Below are 24647 nucleotides of genomic sequence, written 5' to 3' on the forward strand. Positions count from 1 at the left end.
GTCACGCCTCCCAGTTGTAGAAGCGGGTGGCGAGCGCGTCGGCCGGGGAGCGCCAGGTGGCGGGGTCGTAGGCCTGGATGTACGGCTTGAGGTCCTCGCTGATCCGCACGAAGCGCGGGTCGGCCTTGGCCTCCTCGATGCGCTCGCCGCCGTTGTTCTCGTCGAAGTCCTGGACGTGGAAGTACAGGCCGCGGAACTGGAACAGCTGCCGGCGCCGGGTGCCCATCAGGTGCGGCATCTCGGTGCGGTCGAAGTCGGCGAACATCCGGGCCACGTCGCTGCCGCCGCCGGGTTCGATCCGCGCGACGATCAAGCTGCTGTGCATGTCAGTACCCTCTTTCGGTCCGGTCCGGGTCCTGGTACCTGCCGAGGAGCCGGCGCGCTGGGGATGATCAGGCGAACAGCGACCGCATGTGCTGCGGGGACTGGGTGGTGCCCCACCGGCCGAGCCGCTCCAGCAGCTCCGGCGTCGCCTCGAAGTGGTGGTTGTCCGGGTCGCCCAGGGCGAAGGGGGCGGGGACGAACTCGCTGTCGCGCAGGTGCGCGAAGATGCGGTCGGCCGCGGCGGCGGGGTCGAGGGTGCCGGCCTCCACGGCCTGGCAGGTGGTGCGGGTGAAGGCGAGCAGGTCGACGATGTCCTTGGCGACGGGCGCGGGCAGCCCGGGCGTCTCGTGGTTCTCCAGGTCCAGGAGCACCTGCTCGTCACGGGTCGCGCGGTAGTCGCGCAGCGCGTTCTCGATCCGCATCGTGGGCAGGATGCTGGTGACCTTCCATACCCGGATGACCGCGTTCCACAGCTCGTAGTGGCGGAAGCCCACGAAGGAGCTGTAGACGATGTCGTCGTGCACGTCGTACAGGCCCTGCTGGACCTTGTCGATGTACGCGAACCGCTCGGTGGACCAGTCGCCGTCGCGGGAGGCCGCGATCAGGCGCCAGGCCAGCGAGTTGACGACCTCCAGGGTGTTGGTGATGCCGCGCGAGTAGAGGGCGTCGATGAAGCCGGCGGCGTGCGAGGTCAGGGTGTAGCGCTCGCCGACGGTGTTGGACGCCGAGTACTGGAGCCGGCCGGTGCTGATCCAGGGCCGCACCGCGCGGGCGCCGGTGAACTGCTCGGCGATCTGCGGGAAGCGGGCGAGGAAGTCGTCGAACTCCTGCTGGGCGGTGACCTTGGGGTCCTTGGGGAAGACCCGCTCGTCCAGGGTCAGCCCGACGCTGCACAGGGTGCTCAGGGCGCCCTCGTGGTTGTCGAACGGGATGACCCACAGCCAGCCGCCGTCGAAGACGTGGTGCAGCGTGCCGTGGTGCCAGGGGCTGGGGTTCTTGTGCGCCTGCGCGGCGGAGGCGTCGTCGAACGGCGTCACGCCCACCATGTGGGTGAACATGCTGCGCGAGTGGTGCCGGGCCCGCGGCGGGTCGTCGCGCAGCCCGAACGCCTCGGCGGTCGGGGAGCGGTAGCCGCCGCCGTCCACGAGGTATTTGGCGCGGTATTCGGTGCCCTGCGCGGAGCGCAGCACGACGCCGCTGCCCGGGTCGATGTCGATGCTGGTGATGCGGGTGTCCAGGCACGGCTCGGCGCCGTACTGCACGGCCAGGTTGAACAGGTACGCGTCGGAGTCCTGCCGGAAGAGGTGGCACTCGGTGCGCTGCCACTCGGGGATCACGAGCTGGTTGATCTGGTCGGGCTGCTGGGGCTTGCCCTGCTCGTGGTAGACGAACCCGAAGTTCGACTTCCGTCCCGACATGGGGCTGACCTTCTCGTTGACGCCGCGAAAGCTGGCCAGCGGGGCGATCTCGGGGACGTCGTAGCGCTCGGCGATGATCTTCGTCATCGACGAGGTGTAGGGGATCGTCGACTCCCCCACCGCGAAGCGCGGGTGGGTGCCGGCGTCCATCAGCAGCACCTTGACGTCGTTGCGGGCCAGCACCGCGCCGAGCATGCCGCCGGCCATGCCGGCGCCGAGGATCGCCACGTCGTACGTGTCGTCGGCCAGCTCCTTGCCGGTCTCGTCCATGATTCGTCCTCCACGGGGGTGCGGTCGGTCCGGCTCGGGAGAGCTCGGGGTGCTCGGGAGTGCTCAGGGGTGCTCAGGAGTGGTAGGGGCGCTTGGCCTTCGCGGTGCGCAGCGCGTCGGCCCACCAGACGAGCTGGTCGAGCATGAGCTTGGCCGCGGCGTTGCAGCCCTCCAGCTCGGGGGCGAACGCGCCGGCCGTGTCGAAGTGGCTGAGGATCCGCGGGAAGATCGCGATGTCCTTCATGCCGACGGAGTGGAACTCCGCGAAGATCTGCCGCAGGTGCTCCACCGCCCGCACGCCGCCGGCCATGCTCAGGCCGTACGTCACGAACCCGACGGGCTTGGCTTCCCACTCCGCGTTGTAGTTGTCGATGAGCGTCTTGAGCGGCCCGGGAATGCCGCGGTTGTACTCGGGGACGACGAAGACGAAGGCGTCGGCCGCGGCCAGGACCGGCCGCAGCGCGACCACCGCGGGCGCGGTGTCGTCCAGGTCGTCGGGCATCGGGTGGTCGACGAGGTCGACCACGTCGGTCAGCAGGTCGGCGCGCTGCCCGGTCTGCCCGACGAACCACTGCGCCACCTGCGGCGCCAGGCGTCCGGCACGGGTGCTTCCGACGACGACCACGACCCGGATCGGTGCGGTGGACACGGGGGCTCCTCCCCTCACTCGGGACCAGCGGGGACCCGGGGCCGCGGCCGCGCCCGTCACAGGCGCGGCCGCGGCCCCGGGAGTGGGTCAGGAGGGGGAACCCGCGGGCTGCGGGCGCCCGCCGGCGGGCGGGCCGCCGGCCGGGGGGCCGCCCATCGGCGGGCCGCCCATCGGACGCCCGCCGGGACCCCCGGGGCCACCCGGGCCGCCGGGACGGCCGCCGGGGCCGCCGAGCGCGCCGGTGATGCCCTGGAGGGTGCGCATCAGCGTGAAGTTGTCGACGATGCCCCACCGCTCGGCGATCCGGTCGTCCTCGAACCGCAGGATGAGCAGCGCGTGGTGCTCGACCTCGCTGTTGGTCGCCGGGATGCCGAGGAAGGGCCCGGTGTGCTTGCCCTTCATGACCCAGCGGATCGCGGAGCGGTCGCCCTCGGAGACGACGTCGAGGACCTCGTACCTGATGTCGGAGAACGACCGGTGCTGCATCTCGATCGTCATCTTGAACGAGGCCGGGCCGCGCACCGAGTCGTCGTAGCTGCCGTGGCTCTGGTAGTCGGCGGTCAGGTAGCGGTCCGCCACCGACAGGTCGCCGTCGTTGAGGCCCTTGTTGTAGACGATGTCGATGATCTCCCGCTGCCTCTCGACACTGGGAATCTCCTTCGTCATGCTGTCCCGTCCTTCCATGTGGTGATTACCTGTTCTCCGTCGGTACCGGTCATGACCTGGGCGATCTCACGGATGCCCGGCCCGGTGGTCCACACCACGCGCAGTTCCAGCCGGCACAGCCGCCAGCCCTCGGCGGTGCGCCGCGCCACGCCCTCGAACCGGCCGCCGAGGTAGAAGTGCGGCGCGGAGGCGGGCGGCGGCGGCGAGCCGGGGTGGACGTGGATGGCGACGACGTTCCAGGCGACGGTCGCCCGGTCGCCGTCCGGCTCGATGGCGTAGTGCGAGACGTTGTGGTGGGTGCGGTCCCAGTGGCCCATGAAGCCGCGGGTGAAGTCCGCGACCCCGTCGATGCCCTGGTGGCTGCCCGGCGGGAAGTCCAGCTCGACGTCGCCGGTGAAGACCGAGCGCGCCCACGTCTGGTCGAACTCACCGCCGTCCAGGGCGCGCAGGTAGCGGTCGGCGAGGTCGGCGAGGTCCGCGCGGTCGGTCAGCCGGCGCAGCGCGGCGACGGCCTCGGCCGGCAGCGACAGGTCCAGCGCCGTCACGGCCGGGCCCCGGCGGCCGGCTGCGGTGCGCCGAACCACTGGCGCAGGGCGTCCTCCAGGCCCGCGGCCGAGCCCGGCGCGGTCCAGGCGATGTAGCCGTCGGGGCGGACCAGCGCGGCCGTGGTGCCGGTCAGCGGGTCGTCGCCGGCCAGGCCGGTGAAGGGGGCGCTGACCACGTCGACCCGGTCGGTCCAGGGCGCCGCCGTACGCTGGATCTCCGCGTCGCCGGTGGTGTCCAGCAGGAGCGGGCGGGCGGTGTGCATCAGCTCGAAGAGCGGGCGCGGGCCGGTCGCGGTGGCCACCTTCCGGTTGGGCATCCGCTTGCCGAGCAGCGGGTGGTCGCCCGCGCCGACGTCGTAGCGGATCTCCAGGCCGCTGATCATGGCGATCAGGTGCTCGGCGACGACGTCGTAGCCGAGCAGCTCGGTGAACAGGTCGCGCATCGGCTGGACCTCGTCGCCGCTGAGGAACAGCAGGCCCTGGGCCTGGGTGTTCATCAGCAGCCGCTGCCCGATCCGGTGGCGCTCGCCGTGGTAGCTGTCCAGCAGCCCCTCGGGGGCCCAGCCGTGGACCTGCGCGGCGAGCTTCCAGCCGAGGTTGACGGCGTCCTGGATGCTGGTGTTCATGCCGAGCCCGCCGGCCGGCAGGTGGATGTGGGCGGCGTCGCCGGCCAGCAGGACCCGGCCGCGCCGGTATTCGGTGGCCTGCCGCGTCGCGTTGCCGAACGAGCTGAGCCACACCGGCTCCGCGTGGCTGATGTCCTCGCCGGTCAGGCGCTTCCAGGCGTCGGAGATCTCGGCGAACTCGATCGGCGTGGTGCGCCGCTTGGGCAGCGTGCCGCGCTCGCACACGATGAAGCGCTGCACGCCGTTGGTGGGCGGGGTGGCCATGACCATGCCGCCGGGGTACGACTCGCCGATCATCCGCGGCCGCACATTGGTGCCGCGCAGGTCGGCGAGGAACATCTCCATCGACGCAGCCGTGCCGGGGAAGTCGAACCCGGCGGCCTTGCGGACGGTGCTGCGCCCGCCGTCGCAGCCGACAAGGTACTTCGCCCGCAGCTCCTCCCGGCGGCCTTCGGGACCCTGGATCTCGGCGGTCACGCCGTCGTCGTCCGCGGCCAGCGCGACGCACTCCCAGCCGCGGCGGAAGGTGACGCCGGGGCCGGGCGCCCAGCCGGCGAGCATCGCCTCGGTGTCGGACTGCGGCAGCGTCTTGCCCGCGAAGTGCGCGCCCTCCACCTGGCCGAAGTCCAGCGGCAGGCCGCCGAAGTGGCCGACGTTGCTGAGCTCGAAGTGCGGCAGCCGCGGCAGCAGCCCGCGCTGGTCGAAGACCTCCATGGTCCGGGCGGTGAAGCCCAGGCCGCGCGACTCGCCGGTCGGCTGCTCCAGCCGCTCCAGCACGACCACCTCGACACCGGCCAGGCGCAGCTCGCCGGCCAGCATCAACCCGGCCGGTCCGGCGCCGACCACGATCACATCCGTATTCATGGGTACCTCTCTTGTCGGGCTCGTCGAAGTCGTCACGTGGCCGGTGAGAGCTGCGCCCGGGTCTCGGCGGCGATGGAGAAGATCACGTTCCCGGCGGCGTCGAAGACCTCGGCGGTGCCGGTGCCCAGGAAGGCGGTGTCGAAGAGCTTCGCGTCGATGTTGATGATCAGGTGGTCGATGCCGGTGACCTCGGTGTCACCGGAGACACCCGAGTCGCCCTCGTCGAGGCGTTCGGTGATGGTGAAGACGAAGGTGTCCTCACCGGTCCGCTGCCAGGTGCCCTCACCGCCGGTCTCCGCGGTCTTGAGCTGGGCGGACCCGTCGCTCTCCAGGTTGACGGTGAACTCCTCGACCGTCGTGCCGTAGAAGACCGTGCCGGCCCACAGGCCGACCGGCGCGTCGACGACTTGGGACATGACTTCCCTACTTTCTGCAGCTGTCGTGGGTGGGCGTGGGCAGCACAAAGGCGGCCCGCCCCCGGGAAAGGGGGCGAACCGCCTGCGTGAAAAGGGTCAGGAAAAGGTCGGGAAAAGGTGCGAAAGGGGTGGGGACCGGGTGGTCAGCCCGTCCGGTCGGCTCCGGCGGCCACAGGTGCGGCGAGCATCTTGTGGATCAGCGTGTGCAGCTCGGTCTCGGCCTGCTCGCCGCCGATGGTCCGGACGATCTCCGCCTGCATGCGCTCGACCGCGTCGGCCAGATACGCCAGCCGCTCCCGGCCGAGGCCGGTCAGCTCCAGGGCGTAGCGGCGCCGGTCGTCGGGGTCCTGACCCCGGGTGACCAGGCCCTTCTCGACCAGCTCGTCGACGATCAGGGCCGCGGCGGGCTCGGTGAGCGCGAGATAGCGCGCGAACTGCTGCTGCGGGCACGGCCCGAGCTTGCCGATCGCGGACAGCGCGCCGAAGTCGCGCACCCGCAGGCCCTCGTCCGCCACCAGGGCGTCGCCGCGCCGCCGCAGCAGGTAGAAGACCTGGGTGATCAGATACTCGGTGCTCAGGCCGCTGGGGGTGCCGGGCGGCTCGCCGAGCACGGTGCGCAGCAGCTCGTTGAGCCGTACCCGCTCGGCGTCGGTCAGGTTCGCCGTCAGCGTCCGGTCGCGCTCCAGGACCGCGGGCTGCATACGGGCCAGCTCGCCGCGGCCGGCGTCGGTGAGCGCGAGCAGGTAGGAGCGGCGGTTGTCGGGGTTGCGGGTGCGGGTGACGTACCCGGCGCCCTGCAGCCGGTCGATCAGCTTGACCATGATCGTCCGGTTGATCTCCAGCCGCTCGGCGAGTGCCTGCTGGGAGGTGCCGTGCCCGGCGGCCAGGGCCGCAAGGACCGCGTAGTCACGCGCCTGGGTGCTCCGGTCGGCGCCGGCCGCGACATGGGCGAACGCCCGGCGCATCAGATAGGGCAGGTAGCGCGTGAGCTCCGGGGCCAGTTTCGCGCCGACCAGCTCGGCGGACCCTCGCCCGTGGCCGTGCGGCTCCGCCATGAGCGTGCGCCTCCTTCCGGCCGGTCCGGGCTGCGTGATCAATCATAGAACGAGTGCGAGGTGAGGAACTTCCGCAGTCGTGTCGTCGCCGCGTTGGCCGCGGCAGCGTACCGGTCGTCGGGCAGCAGCGCCTGGTGGCGTACGGCGACCTCGGCGAGTTTGATCGCGTGCTCGTCGCCGAGTTCGACGGCTTCGGCGATGAGCTGGTCCTCCCGCGGCACCGCCGCGGCGGGGGCGGTGGCGGGGCCGCGGGAGGAGCTGTAGTAGCCGCGGATACCGTCGCTGCAGTGGCGGGCCGCCAGGAAGGAGGTCCACTGCTGTTCGGCGGGCAGGTGCGGCAGGACCAGGCGGACGGCCGCCGGGCCGGTGATCGCGTGGATCAGCGGTACGGGGTGGCCGGTCTGCACGGTCGCGTAGTGGCCGCAGGCGTCCGCGACCAGTTCGTCCAGGGCGGTGAAGGCGGCGCCCTCGGGCCGGGCCGCGGGGGTGGCCCCCCGCAGCTCGGCGTCGATGGCCTGGGCGTCGCTGAGCGAGTAGCGGGCCGCCCAGTAGCCCAGGCCGTGGGCGAGTTCCTTGCGGTAGAGGGCGTTGTCGGCGTCGCTCGCCTGCGCGATGGCCCGCACCGCGTGGGCGGTGCGGATCACCCCGTGCGTCATGACGCCGGACATACCCGAGACCAGCCGCGGCCACCAGAGGTTCAGCACCTCCTGCCAGGGCTTGTCGGCCAGCTCGCGGTCGAACAGCTCCCACCAGTCGGTGACCCGGTCGAAGTCGCCGAGGGCGGGCCGCCAGTCGCTCTCGTCCAGCGCGGACAGCGGGAAGCGGGGGGTGGGCAGGTCCTTGTAGCGGCGGTGGGCGAGGTTGTCCTCGACCCAGGTCGCGACGTCGTCGGCGTAGCCCAGGGTGGCCATGGCCTCGGCGGCCATCGGCGCGTGGTTGACGAGCATCGTGCCGTGCTCGTAGCCGATGCTCCGGAGCCGGTCGAGCGCCCCGCTCATGGCGTCGGTGTACGTCAGTCCGGTCATGTCCGCTCCCAGTGCCGATGGTGCCGCCGAGTTCTTCGCGCGCTCAGGCCTTCTGTGCCGATGCCTCCCCGCCGCCCTTGAACGGCTTGACGGTGACCAGGGCGACCAGGATGCCGACCACGTAGAGGGCGACGGCGACCTTGAAGCCCGCGGTGTAGCCGTTGACCAGCGCGTCCGGCAGGGCCGTGCCCGCCGCGGCGTGCCGGGTGGTGGTCGCCGCGACCGTGGCCAGCCCGGCGAGGCCGAGGGCGCCGCCGATCTGGCTGCTGGCCGTCAGCAGCGACGAGCCGATGCCGGCCTCGGAGCTGTCGATGCCGCGGACGCCGATCGTGGTGGCGACGACCGTGGTGGCGCCCAGGCCGATACCGGTGATCAGCGACGCCGGCATCACCATGGCCCAGACGTTGGAGTCCTTGGTCAGGAAGGTGAACCAGCCGGAGCCCGCGGCGGCGATCGCCAGCGCCAGGGACAGCGCGATCCGCTCCGGGGCGCGCGCCATCAGCACCGGTCCGACACCGCCGGCGGCGATACCGAAGCCCACCGCGAGCGGCAGGTACATCAGGCCGGTCCGCAGCGCGGAGTAGCCCAGCACCTGCTGCATGAAGAGGGTCAGGAAGTAGTAGGTGGCGAAGCTGCCCGTCGACATCAGCAGGGTGACGACGTTCGCTCCGGTACGGCCGCCGTCGCTGAGCACCTCGCGCGGGATCATCGGCTCGGCGGCGGTGCGCTGGATGAAGGCGAAGGCGGCCAGCAGGACGCCCGCGGCGATCAGGCAGGCGATGACCGTGCCGTCGCTCCAGCTGTGGTCGCTGACCCGGTTGACGCCGAAGACCAGCGAGCCGGCGCCGAGGGTCGCGGTGATCGCCCCGGGGATGTCGATCCTGGTCCGCCGGGCGGGCTCGCCCTCGTTGAGCGCGTTGACGCCGAGGATGATGGCGACCACGACGGGGACGTTCACCAGCAGGACCCAGCGCCAGCTGGCGTACGTGGTCAGCACGCCGCCCAGGACCAGGCCCATGACCGACGCCAGGCCGGTCACCCCGCCGTAGATCCCCAGGGCCTTGGTGCGCGGTTTGCCCTCGGGGAAGGTCGCGACCAGCAGCGACAGCGCGCCGGGGGTCGCGACCGCGGCCCCGACGCCCTGGACGAGGCGGAAGGCGATCAGCGAGCCGCCGTTGGGTGCCAGGCCGCCGGCCAGCGAGGCCGCGCCGAACAGCACCAGTCCGGTGGTGAAGACCTTCTTGCGGCCGTAGACGTCGCCCACCCGCCCGGCGACCAGCAGCAGACCGCCGAACGTCAGCGAGTACCCGTTGATCACCCAGTTCAGGTTTCCCGGGGAGATCTTCAGCGCCTTCTGGATGCTCGGGAGAGCAACGATCATGATCGTGCCGTCGAGCACGACCATGAACCGCGCCAGGGCGATGACCATGGTGGCGACGCCGAGCCGGGCACCCGCCTCCGGGGCCGGCGCGGGGGCGTCCACCGGCGGATCGGCCGTGGCTCCTTCGTACTGTGACATGTCGGGGGTCCTCCCGGGATGAGCTCGAAGATCAGCCGGCGGTGCCGGCTGCCGGCGTCCAGAGAGAGAGCTGGTCGTACGCGGCCTTCCACTCGCCCTCGTACTTGACGCGGCCCCAGCCCGGCAGCCGGCCCAGCACGGTCTCGACCCAGTCCGCGGCGGCGTCGTCCAGCAGCCAGGGCATGTACGTGCCGATGTCCTCGCCGACCTTCTTGAGGTGGACGGCCGCGAAGCGGCTCCACTCCTCCTGCGTCAGCGTGGAGTCGACCAGGGACAGGCCCTCGGCCTCCTCGTGCTTGAGGTGCCCGCGCAGGCTGCTGTTGAGGTCGCCGACCAGGCCGCCGAGCCGCTCCGCACCCTTCTCGGGGTCGGCCAGCGCCTCGTCGATGCTCGCCAGCAGCGGGTCGATGGCGGCGTGCTCGGCCTCCATCGCGTGCAGCAGCGCGAGGTCGGGGGCGTCGGCCAGCCGCTCCTCCATCAGGCCCCACACCGTGTCGTCCTCGGAGGTGTGGTGGATGTGCAGATAGGTCTTGAACAGCTTCCAGCCCAGCGCGGTCCGCATCACGGTCCGGGGGTCGTCGCTGACGCCGTCGGCCACCTTGGCGATGCGGTCCAGCTCACGGCGGAAGGCGTCGTGGATGGTCAGCATCATCGTCATGTCGAGCTTGTACTCGCCGCTCATGGGACAGCTCCTCTCTCCGGTGTCCACACTACGGGAAACACCGACAACCATCAACCCCAACAACTAATGATTTGCCTAACCGCACACCCAGGTAACCGTCAAGGTGCATAACAGGTGGCCGCCGGGTGACGCGGGGCGGGCCCGCCGCCGGCCGCGGCACGGTGGTGCCGCGGCCGGCGGCGCCGCAGGCGGGTCAGGCCTCGATCTCGTCGGGGGCCGGGGTGTCGAAGGAGTAGACGTGCAGCTTGATGCCGTCCGGGTCGTGGAAGAAGACGATGTAGCCGATGGCCGCGATGCGCAGGCCGGAGTTCTCGACCCCCTCGGCGTTGAGGTGGTCGACCCAGGACTGGACCTCGGCCTTGCCCTGGACCGCGAAGCTGACCGGGTCGAACCCGGACAGCGACTCGGACAGCTCCGCGTTCTCGCGGAAGGCCAGCAGCGTGTTGTCGAGGCCGGTGAGCTTGCCCACCGAGCCGCGCACGATGCCCTCGTCGTCCTTGAACTCCATCGTGGTGGTGAAGCCGAAGACCCGGCCGTACCAGTCGATGGACCGCTGGATGTCGCTGACCGCGAACTTCACGTGGTGTATTCCGCCGAGAGCGGGCATGTCAGTTTCCCTTCGCTTGTGAGGTCGGTCGTGCGTCTTTCGTCGGAGATGTCACGGGTTCGGTCGTGGGGACCAGGACGAGGAACTCGGTGACCCGCAGCGCCGAGAGCGCCAGCCGCAGGCCCCAGCGGATGCGCACCGACTTGTCGTCGGTGACCACCACGGGGTCGGCCATGTGCAGCCGGCGGCGGCGTACCAGCAGGTCGCAGCCGCCGGCCGCGCGTACGTTGCGGACCCAGTCGGTCTGCGGGCCGTACGGCAGGGTGATGACGTAAGTGCCCTGGTGGCGGAAGACCTTCACCGGGGTGCGGTACTCCCGTCCGGACTTGCGCCCGCGGTGCAGGACCAGGCCGAAGCCCGGCATCCGCCCGAAGAGCGGGCCCGCGATGCGGTTGCCCACGGACTTGTTGAAACGCGCCCATCCGCGGCCGAGTGTCATGGGTGCTCCTCCCGGAGGCAGGGGTGTGGGTGACAGTGGCGGGAGCCCAACGGTCCCACCGGGGGTGGTCCGGGCGGCGCTTTCCCGCCAGCCGGCGCGCGTCCCCTTGGCTCAGCCGTCCCACCGTGCGTACGCTGCTCGCAGCTCCTCCTCCAGGCGCCCGAAGGACCCCTCGAAGAACGTCAGCGGTTCCTGCCGCTGGCGGTGCACCCCCAGTTCGGCCACCTCGCCCAGCACGATGACGTGGTCGCCGCCGGGGTGCTCCGCCCGGATGTCGCAGTCCATGTAGGCCAGCGACTCGCTGAGCACCGGCACGCCCCGCCGGCTGCGGCCGGAGAACACCCGCTCGCTGGCCGGCACCTGCCGGCCGGCGAAGGTCGTCGCCAGCTGCTCGTGCCGTCGGGCCAGCAGGTTGACCGCGAAGCGCCCGGTGCGCGCCAGTTCGTCGCGCAGCCGGGAGTCGCGGTGGATGCAGAACAGGATCAGCGGGGGATCCAGGGAGACGGAGGTGAAGGAGTTCACGGTGGTGCCGTCGCCCTGCTCGCCGTCCCCGGTGGAGATGACGGTGACACCGGTGACGAACAGCCCGCTCACCGTCCGCAGGGACCGGCCGTCGACCGGGAAGACCTGGTGCGTGGGCCCGGGCGGGTCGAGGTGCCCGCCGGGGCGTGCGGTGTCCGCCGCCGGCACCGCTACATCAGCTTTCGCGCGCGCGGCCCGGCCTTGAGCCCGCCGGAGACCACGAAGCGGGTCAGCTTGCGCATGTCGGGTCCGGCCGACATCAGGCCCCACCGCACGAACTTGGCCAGGTCCCAGGTGCTGGGCGCCACGAAGCGGGTCGCAGGGTCCTTCCAGCCGAAGGTCGGGTTGACCTCCGGGCTGTCCTGGACGACCTTCAGGATGATGTCCGCGGCCTGGTCCCCGGTCAGCTCGCCGACCTCGAACTTCTCGCAGGTCTCCGCGGTGACCTCCAGGATGCGCTGGAAGGTCTTGCTCTCCGGCCACCACAGGCCGGGGTTCTCGGTCTTCTCCAGCGACGTGAAGTGCGAGTCGTCGTTGTCGACGACGTAGCGCAGCCGGGCACCGGTCAGGCGCATGACACCGGGGGTGATGAAGCAGCCCCACACCCGGAAGACCGCGTTCCACAGCCGGAAGTGCGAGAACGAGATCACCGCGCTGTTGACCAGCTCGTCGTTGAAGTCGAGCAGACCGGCTTCCAGCTGCTCGACGTAGGAGAAGCGCTCCTCGGAGAAGTCGTTGTCCTTGAGCGCCGCCAGGACCCGGGAGGCCAGCGCGTCCACGACCTCCATGGTGTTGGACAGGCCGCGGGAGAACAGCGGGTCGATGAAGCCGGCCGCGTGCGACATCAGGCACCAGCGCGGGCCGACCGACTTGCGCGACGAATACTGCAGCCGGTCGGTGGAGACCCACTCGCGGACCGGGCGGGCGCCGTCGAACTGCCGCTTGATCGCCGGGTACTTGTTCAGGAAGGCGTCGAACTCCTGCTGCGGGGTCAGGTCCTTCGGCTTGGGGTAGACCCGCTCGTCCAGCTGGAGGCCGACGCTCACGAGCGGGTTCTTGGACTTGCGGTAGTTGTTGAACGGGATGATCCACAGCCAGCCGCGGTCGATCATGTGGTGCATGGTGCCCTTGTGCCACTTGATGGGCGGGCGGTGCTCCGCGGGGAAGTCGACGACGTCGTCGAACGGCTTGATCCCGATGAAGTGGTTGAACAGCGACCGCGAGTGGTGCTTGAAGCGGGCCGGCTTCTCGCGCAGGTCGAACTTCTCGGCCAGCAGCGAGCGGAAACCGCTGGCGTCGACCAGGTAGCGGGCGCGGTAGACGTCGCCGTTGGTGCCGCTGATCGTGACGCCGTCGTCGTCGAAGTCCATGTCGGCGGCCCGCCACATCTGGCGGACCTGCACGCCGTACTTGACCGCGACGTGGAACATCCACGAGTCGGTGTCCTGGCGGAACATGTGGCTGTTCTGCGCCAGCAGCCGCGGGATCGCGAACTGCGTGGACTCCGCCGGGTTCGGCTCCTTGCCCGCCTCGTGGCGGACGAACCCGAAGTGGACCTTCACCCCGTGGGTCGGGCCGACCACCTTGTTGGTGACGCCCACCTTGGCCAGGGACGCCAGCTCGGGCACCCCGTAGCGCTCGGCCAGGATGTGCAGCCACTCGGCCAGCTGCGGGGTCTGGGACTCGCCGATCGCCATCCGGGGGTGCTGGGCCGCGTCGACGAGCACCACCTTGGCGCCCTGCGCGGCGAGGACCGTGGCGATCGTCGAGCCGGCCAGGCCGGAACCCAGCACGAACACGTCACAGTGCTGCGCCTTGCTGAGGTCCGCTCCTGAGGCAGCCGGCGGCGGGGCTTTGGTCGCCATGAGATTCTCCCATCGTCAGACTTGGGTTCGTACGGGGATGGCACCGGCCACCGCGGGGGATGCGGCGCCGAACCAGCGGGCGACCGCGGGCCCGGGATCGCTGTAGCGGTCACCGGCCCAGGCCACGTAGCCGTCCGGGCGGAGGAGCAGCGTCTCCGGCCCGTCCAGCGGACCGCCGGGCGGCGCCGTGGCCGCCACCAGGTCCACCCGCTGCGCGAACGGGGCCGTCCGGCCGGACAGCCAGTCGTGCCGGCCGGCGCATGCGGCCAGGTCGAGCAGCACCCCGCGGCCGCGCCGCAGCAGGGCGGTCGTGCTCGTCACCGCGCCGTCCACGGTCAGGGCCGCGTGCGGGACGGCGGCCCCCGCCGGGCGGGAGCCGCCGCCACCGTCGCCGCCGCCGTCGCCGTCCGGACGGTACGGGGAGGCGCCGTCGGGACGGTGGCGGGATTCGGGGGGTGGCGCGGGGTCGTCGGGGACGGGGTAGCGGATGTCGACACCGGCGATCATGGCCGCCAGGCGGTCGTTGACCTCCTGGTGGCCGATCAGCTCGCGCAGTACGGTGCGGGTGGCGTCGACCTCCGGGCCGCCCAGCAGCAGCAGGCCCTGCGCCCGGATGTTGCCCAGGACGCGCCGGGCGACCTCGTGCCGCTCGTCGTGGTAGGTGTCCAGCAGCGACCGCGGGGCCGTGCCGGTCGCGACCGCGGCGAGCTTCCAGCCGAGGTTGGCCGCGTCCTGGAGGCCGAGGTTGATCGCCTGGCCGCCCGAGGGCATCTGGACGTGCGCGGCGTCGCCGGCCAGCAGTACCCGTCCCGCGCGCAGCCGCCGGGCGAGCCGGCTGGTGTCGTCGAAGGCGTTGCGCCACACCGGTGTGCCGTGCCGCAGGCTCTCGCCGGTGACCTTCTCCCACACCGCGCAGATCTCGTCGAACTCCGGCGGCCCCGGCCGCGGTCCGACCGGGGCGCCGAAGACCGAGACCATCACCCGCGTGGCGCCGTTCGGCAGCCGCGAGGAGATCGCGAGCCCGTCGGGCAGCCGCTCGAACCGCCGCTCCGCGATGTCGACACCCGCCACGTCCGCGCGCAGCAGCTCGTGGGTGCCGGCGGTGCCGGGGAAGTCGATACCGGACAGCACCCGGACGGTGCTGTCCTCGCCGTCGCAGCCGACGACGTAGCGGCCCGTCACCCGCACCTGGCCGGCGGGGGTCCGGGCGTGGACCCGCACCGCCCCGGCGCCGGGGGCGTCCGGGCCGATGGCGTCGCGGCCGGTGGTGCCGGGGACGTCCTCCAGCGCGCACACCTCGTGCTCGCGGCGGATGTCGGCGCCCAGCTCGGTGGCGCGCCGGGCCAGGATCTGTTCGACCTGCGCCTGGAGCACCTTGTACTGCCCCGGGAAGCGGGTCGGCAGCGTGCTGAAGTCCAGCGGGATGCCGCCGAAGTGGCCCGAGCGCTGGATGGGCGGCGAGCCCAGCTGCTCCAGCAGGCCGCGCTGGTCGAAGAACTCCATCGTCCGCGCGTGCAGGGTCGACGCGCGCGATTCGGTCGTCGGCGCCGCGAGGCGCTCCAGGACGGTCACCCGGGCCCCGCCCAGCCGCAGCTCGCACGCGAGCATCAGGCCGACCGGGCCGGCGCCGACCACGACGACGTCCGTGTCCACACTCGTCACGTCCATGCCGCTCAGGCGCGCCGCGATCCGGTCACGCCGATCTTCGGCAGCAGCCGGCTGACCTTCGAATGCCCGGAGAGGGTGTCTCCGGTGAAGGTGACGTCGAATTCGAGGTTGAGCTTCGCGGGTTTGGTGACCGACTGCTTCCAGGTGAGCCGCCGGCCTTCCGCGGTGTCCTTGCTGACGACATTCGCCAGCGGCACCGTCTCGGCCTCGCTGGAGGCCGTACCGGCCACCGTGCCCGCCGAGTCGGTGAAGATGTAGACGACCGCCAGATCACCCACCGGCGATTTCACGGTCACGTCCCAGGTTCCGGCAATGGAACTCACGGCGGATTCCTTTCGGCAGCGGGAACACGAAATGCCCGCGCCCCGGCCGGAGGAAAAGGGCCGGGGCGACGGGCTGGGCAGTGAGGGAATCGGCGGGAGCTGCCCGGTCTGTTTCCGGGCACAGCTCGACCGCCGGAAGTAGCGTGACATAGCCGGACGAACCATGTCAACTCCCCCTGCGCCAGGGCATGAAAAAAGCGGCGCGAGGAGCGCCGCGGCAGTGCTCGGACACGCCGTCACACCGGCCGCACGGCCGGTCGGGAGTGTTCGGGAGGAGTGGGCCGATCCGGGGTCAGGACACAGATCTGGCGCCGCCGGAATCGTGACACGCGCCGGAACGCGGCGTCAATCCCCGCCCGGCACCCTGCCGTTCGGGGCCCGGCCCGCACCGCGGGCGCCGCGGCGGCCCTCATGACGGGCCCCCCGGCGGGACGGGCCGGCCGCCCCGCGGGAAGCGCCGGTACGACCGCGGGGCGGCCGGGCGCTCCATGAGCTCGGCGTCGATCCGGGCGGTCACCTCCACCAGGGTGCGGCTCGTGACGCTCAGGTCCTCCGCGGGAATTCCCAGGTAGAGCCGGTCTATCGCCTCGTCGAACACCTCCCGGATCCGGCGCTGCAGCGCCAGCCCCTCGGCGGTCGCCCGCACCGGGCAGCTCGCCCCCGGCAGCGCCACCAGCAGCCCGGCCGCGAGCATCTCGGCCACCACGGCGCCGGCCGCGTGGCGGTCGGTCTTGGTCGCGATGGACAGCCGCGCCACCAGCCGGTCCCGGTCGAGTTCGGCCTGGCCTAGCGTGCTGATGTTGAGCGCGATCCACTGGTGGTGCGACGCCCCGGCCTCCCCCAGGACGGCTTCCATCAGCGCCCGGTGGGCCGTCTCGGCACGGCCGAGGACTCGCGGGTCGAGAATCGGACCAGTGGTCATGGCTGCTCCCTGGTAAGGCCCGGCGGGCCGCGGGGACCGTACCGGATTCGTGTATCGACAACTGGGTTCTTCCAGGAAACCCGCCCATGCACACTCCTCCCGCCCACCGCCGCACCACCTATCCCACCGCCACCGCAATCCGGAGAAGCCGGACCTGCGGTTCCGGCCCCGGCGACGGAGGCGGCGCCGGCACCGGGCCGCACCGGCGCCGCGCGGGGCTGGTGCGAGTGTTGGGATTGGTGGGGACGGTGGGGGGAAATCGCCGCGGGCCGGGCGGGATTCGCCCGCTCCGCGCTCCGGTGCGCGAGGCATCCGGAATCGCGCGGGCTGACCTGCCACGTCACCTTCCGGGGCGTTCCGCGACACGCCGCGGAAGGCCTCGAATAGCTGTCCGTATGCGAGAACCCGACTACCGTAGGGCGGGAGCCTCACGCATACTGCGGACAATCAAACGTGGAGAGACCGTCGTCCCGGAAGGCCGCGACAGCGGGCGAGCAGATCGTCCGCACCCGGCCCGCCGCGCCACCGCGGGGGGACGGGCGACGCGGCACCGCCCGCTCGTGCGCCACCGGCGTCCCCGCCGCCGTCTCCGTGCCCCACCGGCGTCCCCGCCGGCAGCTCCGCGCCCCACCCGGCGATCCGCCGTCTGCTCCGCGCCTCACCGGCGACCCGCTGGCAGCTTTGCGCCCCACCCGGACAACAGGGTCCGGGGCTCCCCCGTCCCCTCCCGGCAGACCTGCCGGACCTGCCGGAAGAACAGCGACAAGCCCGGTCACGAGCCGTTCCGCATCCGCGCCTGTACCCACCGCTCCCGGAGGTTGTGATGCTCTTCGCCGCAGACCGTGACGGCGGCCCGTCACCCGGCCCCGGCTCATCCCCGGCGGACGCCCCGGCCTGCCAGGTCCGCGCGATCACGTCCACGGTGCTCGCCTGCTGGCTGCTCATCTTCCTGGTCACCGTGTGTGCCGGGCAGTCCACCGGCGCCCAGGTGGCCGCCGCCGCCCTCTCCGCCGCGGGCGTCTTCGCCACCCAGCACCTGCACTCCTCGCCCCGCGCCGCCCACTGGGGCCGGGTCCGCAAGCTCCTGTCCCTGAGCGCCCAGGGGCTGTGCGTCCTGATTCCGGTTGCCGTCTCCGGCCACGCCTGGAACCCCGACGCCGGGTTCCTGGCCGGATCCTGTCTGCTGCTCTTCTCCGGCCCGGCCGCCTGGGCGATGTCGGCCCTGCCGGCCGCGCTGGTGCTCACCGGCGGCCTGTACGCCCGCACGCCGTGGCCGACCACCGCGGCCCACACCGCCACCACCGTCCTGACCGGCCTCGCCGTCTACGCGCTGGCCCGCCTGGCGCATCTGGCCGCCCGCGGCCAGGGCGGCACCACGCAGCGCGAGGCCGCCCGCAAGGCCGTCACCGAGGAGCGGCTGCGCATCGCCTCGGACCTCCACGACCTGCTCGGCTACAGCCTTTCCGCGATCGCCCTCAAATGCGAACTCGCCGGTCGCCTCGTCACCCGCCATCCCGACCGCGCGCTCACCGAGATCGACTCCGTCCTGGACATCACCCGCCAGGCGATCACCGACGTCCGCACCATCGCGCAGGGCTACCGCGACCTGTCGCTCGCGGAGGAGACCACCGCCGCCCAGGCGCTGCTCACCGCGGCCGACATCAAGACGACCGTGTCCAACGAGTGCGGGCCGCTGCCCCAGGCCCAGGACACCGTCCTGGCCAGCGCGCTGCGCGAGGGAGTCACCAACATGCTGCGCCACGGGGATGTCCGCGCATGCGAGATCTCGGCCGTCGACAACGGCCGCACCGTCCGGCTGGAACTGGTCAACGACGGGCTGCGGCTGCCCACCCTCGTCCCCGCGCGGCGCGGTACGGGGCTGGAGAGCATCGAACGCAGGGTGTCCTCCGTGGGCGGCACCGTCACGACCAGAATCGCGGAGGACGGCCGTTTCCATCTCGTCGTATCCGTCCTGCGGAACAGCGTCGGGCACCGGCGCTCCGCGTAAACGCCACGACCGCTGTAAAGGCCGCAGAACCTGACCACTGCACGGCTGGACACCGGACACTGTCGATCTATGGGGGCGGCAATGAGGCAGCTCAGAATTCTTTTAGCCGAAGACGTGACGATGGTCCGCGGAGCGCTCGTCGCCCTTCTCGAACTCGAGGACGACCTGACCATCGTGGCCGACATCGGCCGTGGCGACGAGATCCTCCCGACAGCCCTTCACCACAACCCGGACGTGGCCGTCATCGACATCGACCTCCCCGGGCTCGACGGGCTCAGCGCCGTCACCCAGCTCCAGCAGCGGCTTCCCACCTGCCGGACCCTCATCCTCACCAGCCTCGGGCGGCCCGGCACGCTGCGCCGCGCGCTCAACGCGCGCGTCACCGGCTTCATGCTCAAGGACTCGCCGCCCGACCAGCTCGCGGAGAGCGTGCGCCGGGTGGCCACCGGGCAGCGCACCATCGACCCCGAACTCGCCCTCGCCGCGTGGGACGCCGGGGAGTGTCCGCTCTCCGACCGCGAACTCAGCGTCCTGCAACTCGCGGCGACCGGTGCCGAGCCGCACGAGATATCCGACATGCTCTGCCTCTCGCTCGGCACCGTCCGCAACTACCTCACCACCAGCGTCACCAAGCTCAACGCGCGCAACCGCATCGACGCGATCCGTATCGCCCACGACACCGGCTGGATCATCTGACGCGGCGCCGCGCGCGGGGTGCTCCGGCCCGGCGCCGGGCACGGCAGGCGCGCCACCGGCCGCGGCGGCCGGACCGCCGCGGCCGGTGGCGCGCTGTCGTGGTGGGGCCGTGCGGCTCACCCGGACTCCGCGGCGGCGCCCGCCTCCTGCGGGCCGCCGCTCGCGCCGCGCGCGCCCGCGGCGCCCGTACGCGCCTCGGCCAGCGCGAACAGCTCGTCGAGGTCGTACTCCGCCCGTCCGGGCCGCCCGTAGCGGGTCAGCTTCCCCCGGCTGGCCCATTTGCGGATCGTCGCGGGCGGCACCCCGAGGGCCAGCGCGGCGAGTTCCGTCGGCACGACGCGCGGCGGCACCTTGCGGGCCCTGTTCATGACGCCGCCCGGCGGCCCAGCAGCAGCCACTGCTGCGGGGTGAGCACATGGCCGGTGCCGCAGCTCACCGCGAAGTCCCCGCCCGGGAGCACGCCCGACTGCACCGCGCTGTCGCACCCGGGTTCGAGACAGCGTCCCAGCTCGCGGGAGGTCCGGCCGCCCTCGACGGCGCGCAGCGCGGCCTCCTCGACCATCACGATCTCGCTCACGAAGTCGTCGACGGCCGGGTGCGCGAGCAGCCAGTCCAGATGGCCGGCGACGAATCCCGCGAGGTCCCGTACCGTCCGCCCGCGCGGCGCGGACGCGCTCCGCTCGCCCACCACCATGTCGGCCCAGGACGCCAGCACGCCCACCATCTCGCTGCGGGCCTCCATCGCGCGCTCGTTGAGCGCCATGCCCACGTTCTTGCTCCCGCTGACCCGCTGCCGGAAGCCGCTCGTGACCGGCCCCAGCGCGTGCTCGCACGCGGCGTACAGACGCGGCAGCGCCCGTAAGGACACTCCCACGCGGTCACCGCACGCCCGGCAGGACCGCAGCCCCGTCATGAGCCGCCGTGGCCGGTGCCCACCCAGCGCGTCGAACCCGGAGCAGTACCCCCCCTCGGCGGTCTGCTCGACCACCGTCTCGTGAGCGCCGCTCCGTCCCCGCTGAGCCTGATACACACCCATCACCCCGCAGTCAACAGCCGTCACCGGCAACCGTTTCCGGCACACCGGCCGGACCCACCCCAGGATGCGGACTCGCCCGAACCCCGCGACAGTCCCACAGTCACCAGTCCCGCGTGAGTCCGCCCTCCCCGCGGCATGAAAAACTCACACGCGGGTGCGGAAGCCCGCACGGCCTGCCGTCCACCGGCTCTGACCAGCGGCGATACGGGTGACGGGCTGTCAGGCGTCGTCGCCGGGAGGGTCGAGGGGGAAGTCCGAGCGCCGGGGCGCGGGCGCGCCGGTGAGGCAGGGCGTCTCGGCGGTGAGGGTGACCGTGTCCCCCTGCTCCTCGACCTGGATGCGGTAGCCGGACTTGGTGCCGGAGGTGAAGCGGGTGCCGGGGGTCGGGGCGTCGGAACTCCAGTCGGGGAGGAGCCAGCCGCGGGTGCGCAGTGTGCCGAGGACTTTCGTGGCGTAGCCGTCGCTCGCGCCGACGACGACCTCGGTGACCAGATGGGTGGCCTGCCCCGCGTCGCAGGGGGTGTGGGTACGGGCCAGCGAGCTGGGCAGGACGGCGCCGGCGCGGACGCCGGGTTCGCCGCCGCCGACCGGCATCGCGCTCTCCAGATAGGCGTGCAGCTGCTGGTCGGCCCCGGCGAGCGTGGTCGCCGCCGGGAGCTGCGATCCGCCGGAGGAGGATCCCGAACCGGCCTTGCCGCAGGCGCCGGTGGCGAACAGGGCTGCTGCGGACAGGACGAGGAGCAGGGCAGGGGCGCCGGCTCTGGAGGTGCGCATGAGGGGACCCGGGGGCCTTTCGTCAGGGCGGCGCGGCGCGCCGGAAAGAAGGGGCGTCTCCGGGGCGGTGGCGGCCGGCGCCGGGCGGTGCGCGCCCAGGATAGACGGCGGCCGCTCAGCGGGTGACCGGGGCGTGCCAGAGGCCGGTCAGGGCGTCGACCAGGCTGGCGGCCAGGTCGGACCAGGTGGGGTGGGCCAGCGGGGTGCCGGTCGCCAGGGCGCGTTCGCGCTCCACGCACATCTGGACGATGAGGTGGCGGGCCATGACGCCGCGGTCGGCCTTGACGTCGTCGGGGAGGCCGGGCAGGCACGCGTTGAGGCCGTCGAGGAGGGTGCGCAGGGTGGGGGACGCGGCGATCTCCGGGACGACCGCCTCGTAGAGGGCCGGGTCGGCGGAGACCTGGGCGTTGAAGCGCGCGTACCACGTGGGGCTGCCGAGCGCGTCGAGGTGCTCGGTGAGCGGGCGGACCATGCAGCCCACCCAGTCGCGCAGTTCGGTCGAGCCCTCGGTGCGGGCGATGAGGCGGGCGCGGTTGCGCTCGATCTGTTCGGTGTGGCGGCGCGCGATGGCCCGTACGAGGTCGGTCTTGTTGCCGAAGTGGTAGTTGACGGCGGCGGTGTTGCCCTGCCCCGCGGCGTTGCTGATCTGCCGGTTGGAGATGTTGTAGACGCCGTGCTCGGCGAAGAGCTGCTCGGCCGCCGCGAGGATCGCCTCCCGCGTCGCCTCGACCTTCTCCGCGCGGACGCTCCTGGCTGGCATGGCTACGACCTTACCGAGCGCGGACCCGCGTACCCCGCCCGACCTGCGGTCGCTTGACGGGCCGGACACCGCTCCCTACATTTAAATCAATCGGTTTATTTAAATTATCCGCCCGCGCACCCGCTGTCCAGACCGGAGGCCTGAGCCGCCATGTCCGAGACCCCCGCACCTCCCGGGAAGGTCGCCTCCGGCCGCGCCGACGCCGTCGTCGTCGTGCTGGCCTTCGCCGGGATCGTCGTCTCCCTGATGCAGACGCTGGTCATCCCGCTGGTCCCGGAGCTGCCCGACCTCCTGAACGCCTCGCCCTCCGACGCCACCTGGGCCGTCACCGCGACCCTGCTCGCCTCCGCCGTCGCCACACCCGTCTTCGGGCGGCTCGGCGACATGCACGGCAAGCGGCGGATGCTGCTGGCCAGCCTGGTGCTGCTGACGGCCGGGTCGGTCGTGTGCGCGCTGTCCGACTCGCTGGGCCCGATGATCGTGGGGCGCGCCCTCCAGGGCGTGTCGTCCGGGGTGATCCCGCTGGGCATCAGCATCATGCGCGACGAGCTGCCCACCGAGAAGCTCGCCTCCGCGACCGCCGTGATGAGCGCCTCCCTCGGCGTCGGCGGCGCGCTCGGCCTGCCGCTGGCCGCGCTGGTGGCCGACCACTTCGACTGGCACATGCTCTTCTGGGTGTCCGCCGCCGCGGGCCTGGTGGCGACCGCCCTGGTCACGGTGCTGGTGCCGGAGTCCGAGGTGCGCACCGGCGGGCGCTTCGACATACCCGGGGCGCTCGGTCTTTCCGCCGCCCTGGTGTGCCTGCTGCTGGGCGTGTCGAAGGGCGCCGCGTGGGGCTGGGCGAGCGGCACCACGCTGGGCCTGTTCGGCGGCGGCGTGCTCGTCCTGCTGGTGTGGGGCGCCTTCCAGCTGCGGCTGCCGTACGCCCTGGTGAATCTGCGGATCGCCGCGCGCCCGCAGGTGCTCTTCACCAACCTGGCGTCCGTGGCGTACGGCTTCTCGATGTTCGCGATGTCGCTCGTGCTGCCGCAGCTGCTCCAGCTCCCGAAGGACACCGGTTACGGGCTCGGCAAGTCGCTGCTGGTCACCGGGCTGGTGCTGGCCCCGCAGGGGCTCGTCATGATGGTCGTGGCACCCTTCTCCGCCCGCATCACCCAGGCCCGCGGCCCCAAGACGACGCTGATGCTGGGCGCGGCCACGGTCGCCGCGGGCTACGTCGTGAACATCCTGCTGATGTCCGCGGTGTGGCAGCTCGTGCTGGTGTCCTGCATCATCGGCGCGGGTGTGGGCCTCGGCTACGGCGCGATGCCCGCGCTGGTGATGGGCGCGGTGCCGGTGTCCGACACGGCCGCGGCCAACAGCCTCAACTCCCTCATGCGGGCCGTGGGCACCTCGGTGTCCAGCGCGGTCGCCGGTGTGGTGCTGGCCCAGATGACGATCGCGTACGGGCCGCTCCACGTCCCGTCGCAGAACGGCTTCCGCACGGTCATGGCGATCGGCGCGGGCACCGCGCTGCTGGCCCTGCTGCTCGCGTCCTTCATCCCGTCGCGCCGCCCGCGGCCCGCCGCCGGGGACGTCGCCCCGGCGGACGCGTCCGAGCCGGCCGCGGCCTGACAGGGCTGCTTCAGGGCCGCCGGGCGGGGGCCTGCTGACGGGGGCCGCCGGGCGGGGGCCTGCTGACGGGGGCCCGCCGCCTCAGCCCGCGGCGCGGGTGAGGACCACGACCGGGATGAGGCGGTCCCCGGCGCGCTCCTGGAAGCCCGCGAAATACGGGGCCGCCGCGAGCTGGAGCTGCCACAGCCGGGTGCGTTCCGCGCCGTCCGCGGTGGCGGCGGTCGCCTCGTACGACTGCTCGCCGACCTCGACGCGCACGGCGGGGTCGGCCAGCAGGTTGCGGTACCACGCCGGGTGCGCGGGGCGCCCGCCGTTCGCGGCGAAGACGACGAGCCGTTCGCCGTCCGCGAGATACGTCGTCGGCGCGGTGCGCGGCTCGCCGCTGCGCAGGCCGGTGGTGGTGAGCAGCAGCAGCGGGACGCCCGCCCAGTCGCCGCCGACCACACCTGCGGCGGACCGGAATTCGTCGATGACCAGCTGGTTGAGCCGCAGCCGTTCGGACATGCTCATCCCTGTTTCCTCCCCCAAGGAGCCGGCCGGTGCCGGCCGCGCCCACTCTACTGGCCTTGCGCACCAGGGCAGTTGGCGTACGGGGCGGGCCTGCGGCGGGTCACCAGGTGCCGCCGCCCGGGGTGCCTCCTTCGAGCAGGTTCATGTCGCCCATCCCGCCGCCGCCCAGCCCACCGCGGTCGGCGTAGGAGGCGGAGATGCGCGCGGCGGCCGCCTCCGCGGCGTACGCGGCCGCCACCGCGCCGCCCAGCGCCCCGGGATCCGCCGTGAGCGCGGCCAGCCTGCGCCGGGCCGCCCAGCCGCGCGGGCCCGGGTGGACGGCGGAGGCGAGGCCCGCGCTGCGGGCGAGCACGGCCAGCGCGAGGCCGTACGCGAGATCCGGGTCGCCGTCCGCGGAGCCCGGCGCGGCGCGGACCGCCGCGCCCACCCGGGCCACCAGCTCGCGGCGGCGCGGCAGGTCGGCGGACAGGATGTCGTTGCGGGTGCGCCCGTCCCGGCCGCGCCACCGCCGGACGCGTATCACCTTGCGGTCCTGGAGCCGGGAGACGTACTCCGGCACGAGCGAGCGGGGTGCGGCGCGCAGCCACTCCTCCAGCGTGGGCGCCGGCTCCGTACCGGCGAGGACGCGCAGCACGCCGCTGAGCCGGGGCGCGTCGACCGGCGCGCGGTCCCGTACGGCGATCCGCCGCGCCCCCACGTCGACCCGCCCGGCGAGCACCAGCTCCGCGAGCTCCGCGGCCCGTAACGCCAGCCGCAGCCGCTGCGGCGACCGGATCCGCAACCCCCTGTGCAGCCTGCCCGGCGTGATCGCCAGCAGGAGCAGTTCGTCCCCCATGGTCATACC

General features: G+C 72.5%; 27 protein-coding genes. 3 read left to right on the top strand and 24 right to left on the bottom strand.

Annotated features, from left to right (window positions below):
- Nucleotide 1 precedes the first annotated feature (1 nt).
- The 18 genes from ACH4SL_RS33085 to ACH4SL_RS33170 form a co-directional block, all read right to left on the bottom strand.
- Nucleotides 2-325, bottom strand: a complete 324-nt coding sequence (locus tag ACH4SL_RS33085) for a TcmI family type II polyketide cyclase (protein ID WP_398452759.1) — start codon at nucleotides 323-325, stop codon at nucleotides 2-4.
- A gap of 67 nt (nucleotides 326-392) precedes the next feature.
- On the bottom strand, nucleotides 393-2012 hold the full coding sequence (locus tag ACH4SL_RS33090) for an NAD(P)/FAD-dependent oxidoreductase (RefSeq protein ID WP_398452761.1): 1620 nt from the start codon (nucleotides 2010-2012) through the stop codon (nucleotides 393-395).
- 73 nt (nucleotides 2013-2085) lie between these two features.
- Nucleotides 2086-2661 carry an NADPH-dependent FMN reductase gene (locus ACH4SL_RS33095; protein ID WP_398452763.1) on the bottom strand — a complete coding sequence of 192 codons (576 nt, stop codon included), beginning with the start codon at nucleotides 2659-2661 and terminating at the stop codon, nucleotides 2086-2088.
- 87 nt (nucleotides 2662-2748) lie between these two features.
- Nucleotides 2749-3327 (bottom strand): ester cyclase, encoded by a 579-nt coding sequence (locus tag ACH4SL_RS33100; protein ID WP_107060205.1) that lies wholly within the window; start codon nucleotides 3325-3327, stop codon nucleotides 2749-2751.
- Nucleotides 3324-3872, bottom strand: a complete 549-nt coding sequence (locus ACH4SL_RS33105; RefSeq protein WP_398452766.1) for a nuclear transport factor 2 family protein — start codon at nucleotides 3870-3872, stop codon at nucleotides 3324-3326. Before ACH4SL_RS33105 ends, ACH4SL_RS33100 begins: the two co-directional genes overlap by 4 nt.
- Entirely contained in the window at nucleotides 3869-5362 is a 1494-nt protein-coding gene (locus ACH4SL_RS33110) for an FAD-dependent monooxygenase (RefSeq protein WP_398452769.1), read from the bottom strand. The genes ACH4SL_RS33105 and ACH4SL_RS33110 overlap by 4 nt, the downstream gene beginning before the upstream one ends.
- A gap of 32 nt (nucleotides 5363-5394) precedes the next feature.
- Complete coding sequence (locus ACH4SL_RS33115) at nucleotides 5395-5778, bottom strand: hypothetical protein (protein ID WP_398452771.1); 384 nt, start codon at nucleotides 5776-5778, stop codon at nucleotides 5395-5397.
- A 143-nt stretch (nucleotides 5779-5921) separates the two neighbouring features.
- Nucleotides 5922-6833 (bottom strand): MarR family winged helix-turn-helix transcriptional regulator, encoded by a 912-nt coding sequence (locus tag ACH4SL_RS33120; RefSeq protein WP_398452773.1) that lies wholly within the window; start codon nucleotides 6831-6833, stop codon nucleotides 5922-5924.
- A 38-nt stretch (nucleotides 6834-6871) separates the two neighbouring features.
- A complete protein-coding gene (locus tag ACH4SL_RS33125; RefSeq protein ID WP_398452775.1) occupies nucleotides 6872-7858 on the bottom strand; it encodes a hypothetical protein in 987 nt (328 codons plus the stop codon).
- A 43-nt stretch (nucleotides 7859-7901) separates the two neighbouring features.
- Nucleotides 7902-9377 (bottom strand): MFS transporter, encoded by a 1476-nt coding sequence (locus ACH4SL_RS33130; RefSeq protein WP_398452777.1) that lies wholly within the window; start codon nucleotides 9375-9377, stop codon nucleotides 7902-7904.
- Between the two features lie 31 nt (nucleotides 9378-9408).
- A complete protein-coding gene (locus tag ACH4SL_RS33135) occupies nucleotides 9409-10059 on the bottom strand; it encodes a hemerythrin domain-containing protein (protein ID WP_398452780.1) in 651 nt (216 codons plus the stop codon).
- A 193-nt stretch (nucleotides 10060-10252) separates the two neighbouring features.
- A complete protein-coding gene (locus ACH4SL_RS33140; protein ID WP_031518317.1) occupies nucleotides 10253-10666 on the bottom strand; it encodes a VOC family protein in 414 nt (137 codons plus the stop codon).
- A gap of 1 nt (nucleotide 10667) precedes the next feature.
- A complete protein-coding gene (locus tag ACH4SL_RS33145) occupies nucleotides 10668-11105 on the bottom strand; it encodes a nitroreductase family deazaflavin-dependent oxidoreductase (protein WP_398452784.1) in 438 nt (145 codons plus the stop codon).
- A gap of 111 nt (nucleotides 11106-11216) precedes the next feature.
- Complete coding sequence (locus ACH4SL_RS33150; RefSeq protein ID WP_398452787.1) at nucleotides 11217-11795, bottom strand: flavin reductase family protein; 579 nt, start codon at nucleotides 11793-11795, stop codon at nucleotides 11217-11219.
- Between the two features lie 2 nt (nucleotides 11796-11797).
- Nucleotides 11798-13492 carry an NAD(P)/FAD-dependent oxidoreductase gene (locus tag ACH4SL_RS33155; RefSeq protein WP_398452789.1) on the bottom strand — a complete coding sequence of 565 codons (1695 nt, stop codon included), beginning with the start codon at nucleotides 13490-13492 and terminating at the stop codon, nucleotides 11798-11800.
- Nucleotides 13493-13507: 15 nt separating this feature from the next.
- On the bottom strand, nucleotides 13508-15160 hold the full coding sequence (locus tag ACH4SL_RS33160) for an FAD-dependent monooxygenase (RefSeq protein ID WP_398452791.1): 1653 nt from the start codon (nucleotides 15158-15160) through the stop codon (nucleotides 13508-13510).
- Between the two features lie 5 nt (nucleotides 15161-15165).
- On the bottom strand, nucleotides 15166-15483 hold the full coding sequence (locus ACH4SL_RS33165; protein ID WP_398452795.1) for a hypothetical protein: 318 nt from the start codon (nucleotides 15481-15483) through the stop codon (nucleotides 15166-15168).
- 409 nt (nucleotides 15484-15892) lie between these two features.
- Nucleotides 15893-16405: a MarR family transcriptional regulator gene (locus ACH4SL_RS33170; RefSeq protein WP_398452798.1), complete on the bottom strand. Its 513-nt coding sequence runs from the start codon at nucleotides 16403-16405 to the stop codon at nucleotides 15893-15895.
- Nucleotides 16406-17228: 823 nt separating this feature from the next.
- Here ACH4SL_RS33170 and ACH4SL_RS33175 point away from each other — a divergent pair.
- Nucleotides 17229-18413 carry a sensor histidine kinase gene (locus ACH4SL_RS33175; protein ID WP_398452800.1) on the top strand — a complete coding sequence of 395 codons (1185 nt, stop codon included), beginning with the start codon at nucleotides 17229-17231 and terminating at the stop codon, nucleotides 18411-18413.
- 81 nt (nucleotides 18414-18494) lie between these two features.
- The gene (locus ACH4SL_RS33180) at nucleotides 18495-19109 is read left to right on the top strand and encodes a DNA-binding response regulator (protein WP_398187981.1); all 615 of its coding nucleotides are present in this window, start codon (nucleotides 18495-18497) and stop codon (nucleotides 19107-19109) included.
- Nucleotides 19110-19225: 116 nt separating this feature from the next.
- On the opposite strand, the gene ACH4SL_RS33185 is transcribed toward ACH4SL_RS33180, so the two are convergent.
- From ACH4SL_RS33185 to ACH4SL_RS33200, 4 genes are all read right to left on the bottom strand, one after another.
- Nucleotides 19226-19477 carry a MerR family transcriptional regulator gene (locus ACH4SL_RS33185; protein WP_398452803.1) on the bottom strand — a complete coding sequence of 84 codons (252 nt, stop codon included), beginning with the start codon at nucleotides 19475-19477 and terminating at the stop codon, nucleotides 19226-19228.
- A complete protein-coding gene (locus tag ACH4SL_RS33190; RefSeq protein WP_398452806.1) occupies nucleotides 19474-19983 on the bottom strand; it encodes an OvmZ protein in 510 nt (169 codons plus the stop codon). Before ACH4SL_RS33190 ends, ACH4SL_RS33185 begins: the two co-directional genes overlap by 4 nt.
- A gap of 381 nt (nucleotides 19984-20364) precedes the next feature.
- Nucleotides 20365-20919 carry a hypothetical protein gene (locus tag ACH4SL_RS33195; protein ID WP_398452809.1) on the bottom strand — a complete coding sequence of 185 codons (555 nt, stop codon included), beginning with the start codon at nucleotides 20917-20919 and terminating at the stop codon, nucleotides 20365-20367.
- A 115-nt stretch (nucleotides 20920-21034) separates the two neighbouring features.
- Nucleotides 21035-21679: a TetR/AcrR family transcriptional regulator gene (locus ACH4SL_RS33200; RefSeq protein ID WP_398452811.1), complete on the bottom strand. Its 645-nt coding sequence runs from the start codon at nucleotides 21677-21679 to the stop codon at nucleotides 21035-21037.
- A 150-nt stretch (nucleotides 21680-21829) separates the two neighbouring features.
- On the opposite strand from ACH4SL_RS33200, the gene ACH4SL_RS33205 reads away from it, so the two are divergent.
- Nucleotides 21830-23293 (top strand): MFS transporter, encoded by a 1464-nt coding sequence (locus ACH4SL_RS33205; protein ID WP_398452814.1) that lies wholly within the window; start codon nucleotides 21830-21832, stop codon nucleotides 23291-23293.
- A gap of 81 nt (nucleotides 23294-23374) precedes the next feature.
- On the opposite strand, the gene ACH4SL_RS33210 is transcribed toward ACH4SL_RS33205, so the two are convergent.
- Both ACH4SL_RS33210 and ACH4SL_RS33215 read right to left on the bottom strand, forming a co-directional pair.
- The gene (locus ACH4SL_RS33210) at nucleotides 23375-23803 is read right to left on the bottom strand and encodes a nitroreductase/quinone reductase family protein (protein ID WP_398452818.1); all 429 of its coding nucleotides are present in this window, start codon (nucleotides 23801-23803) and stop codon (nucleotides 23375-23377) included.
- Nucleotides 23804-23903: 100 nt separating this feature from the next.
- On the bottom strand, nucleotides 23904-24644 hold the full coding sequence (locus ACH4SL_RS33215; RefSeq protein WP_398452820.1) for a GPP34 family phosphoprotein: 741 nt from the start codon (nucleotides 24642-24644) through the stop codon (nucleotides 23904-23906).
- Between the last annotated feature and the right edge of the window lie 3 nt (nucleotides 24645-24647).

The organism is Streptomyces sp. NPDC021020 (assembly GCF_044333285.1).
Lineage (GTDB): Bacteria > Actinomycetota > Actinomycetes > Streptomycetales > Streptomycetaceae > Actinacidiphila.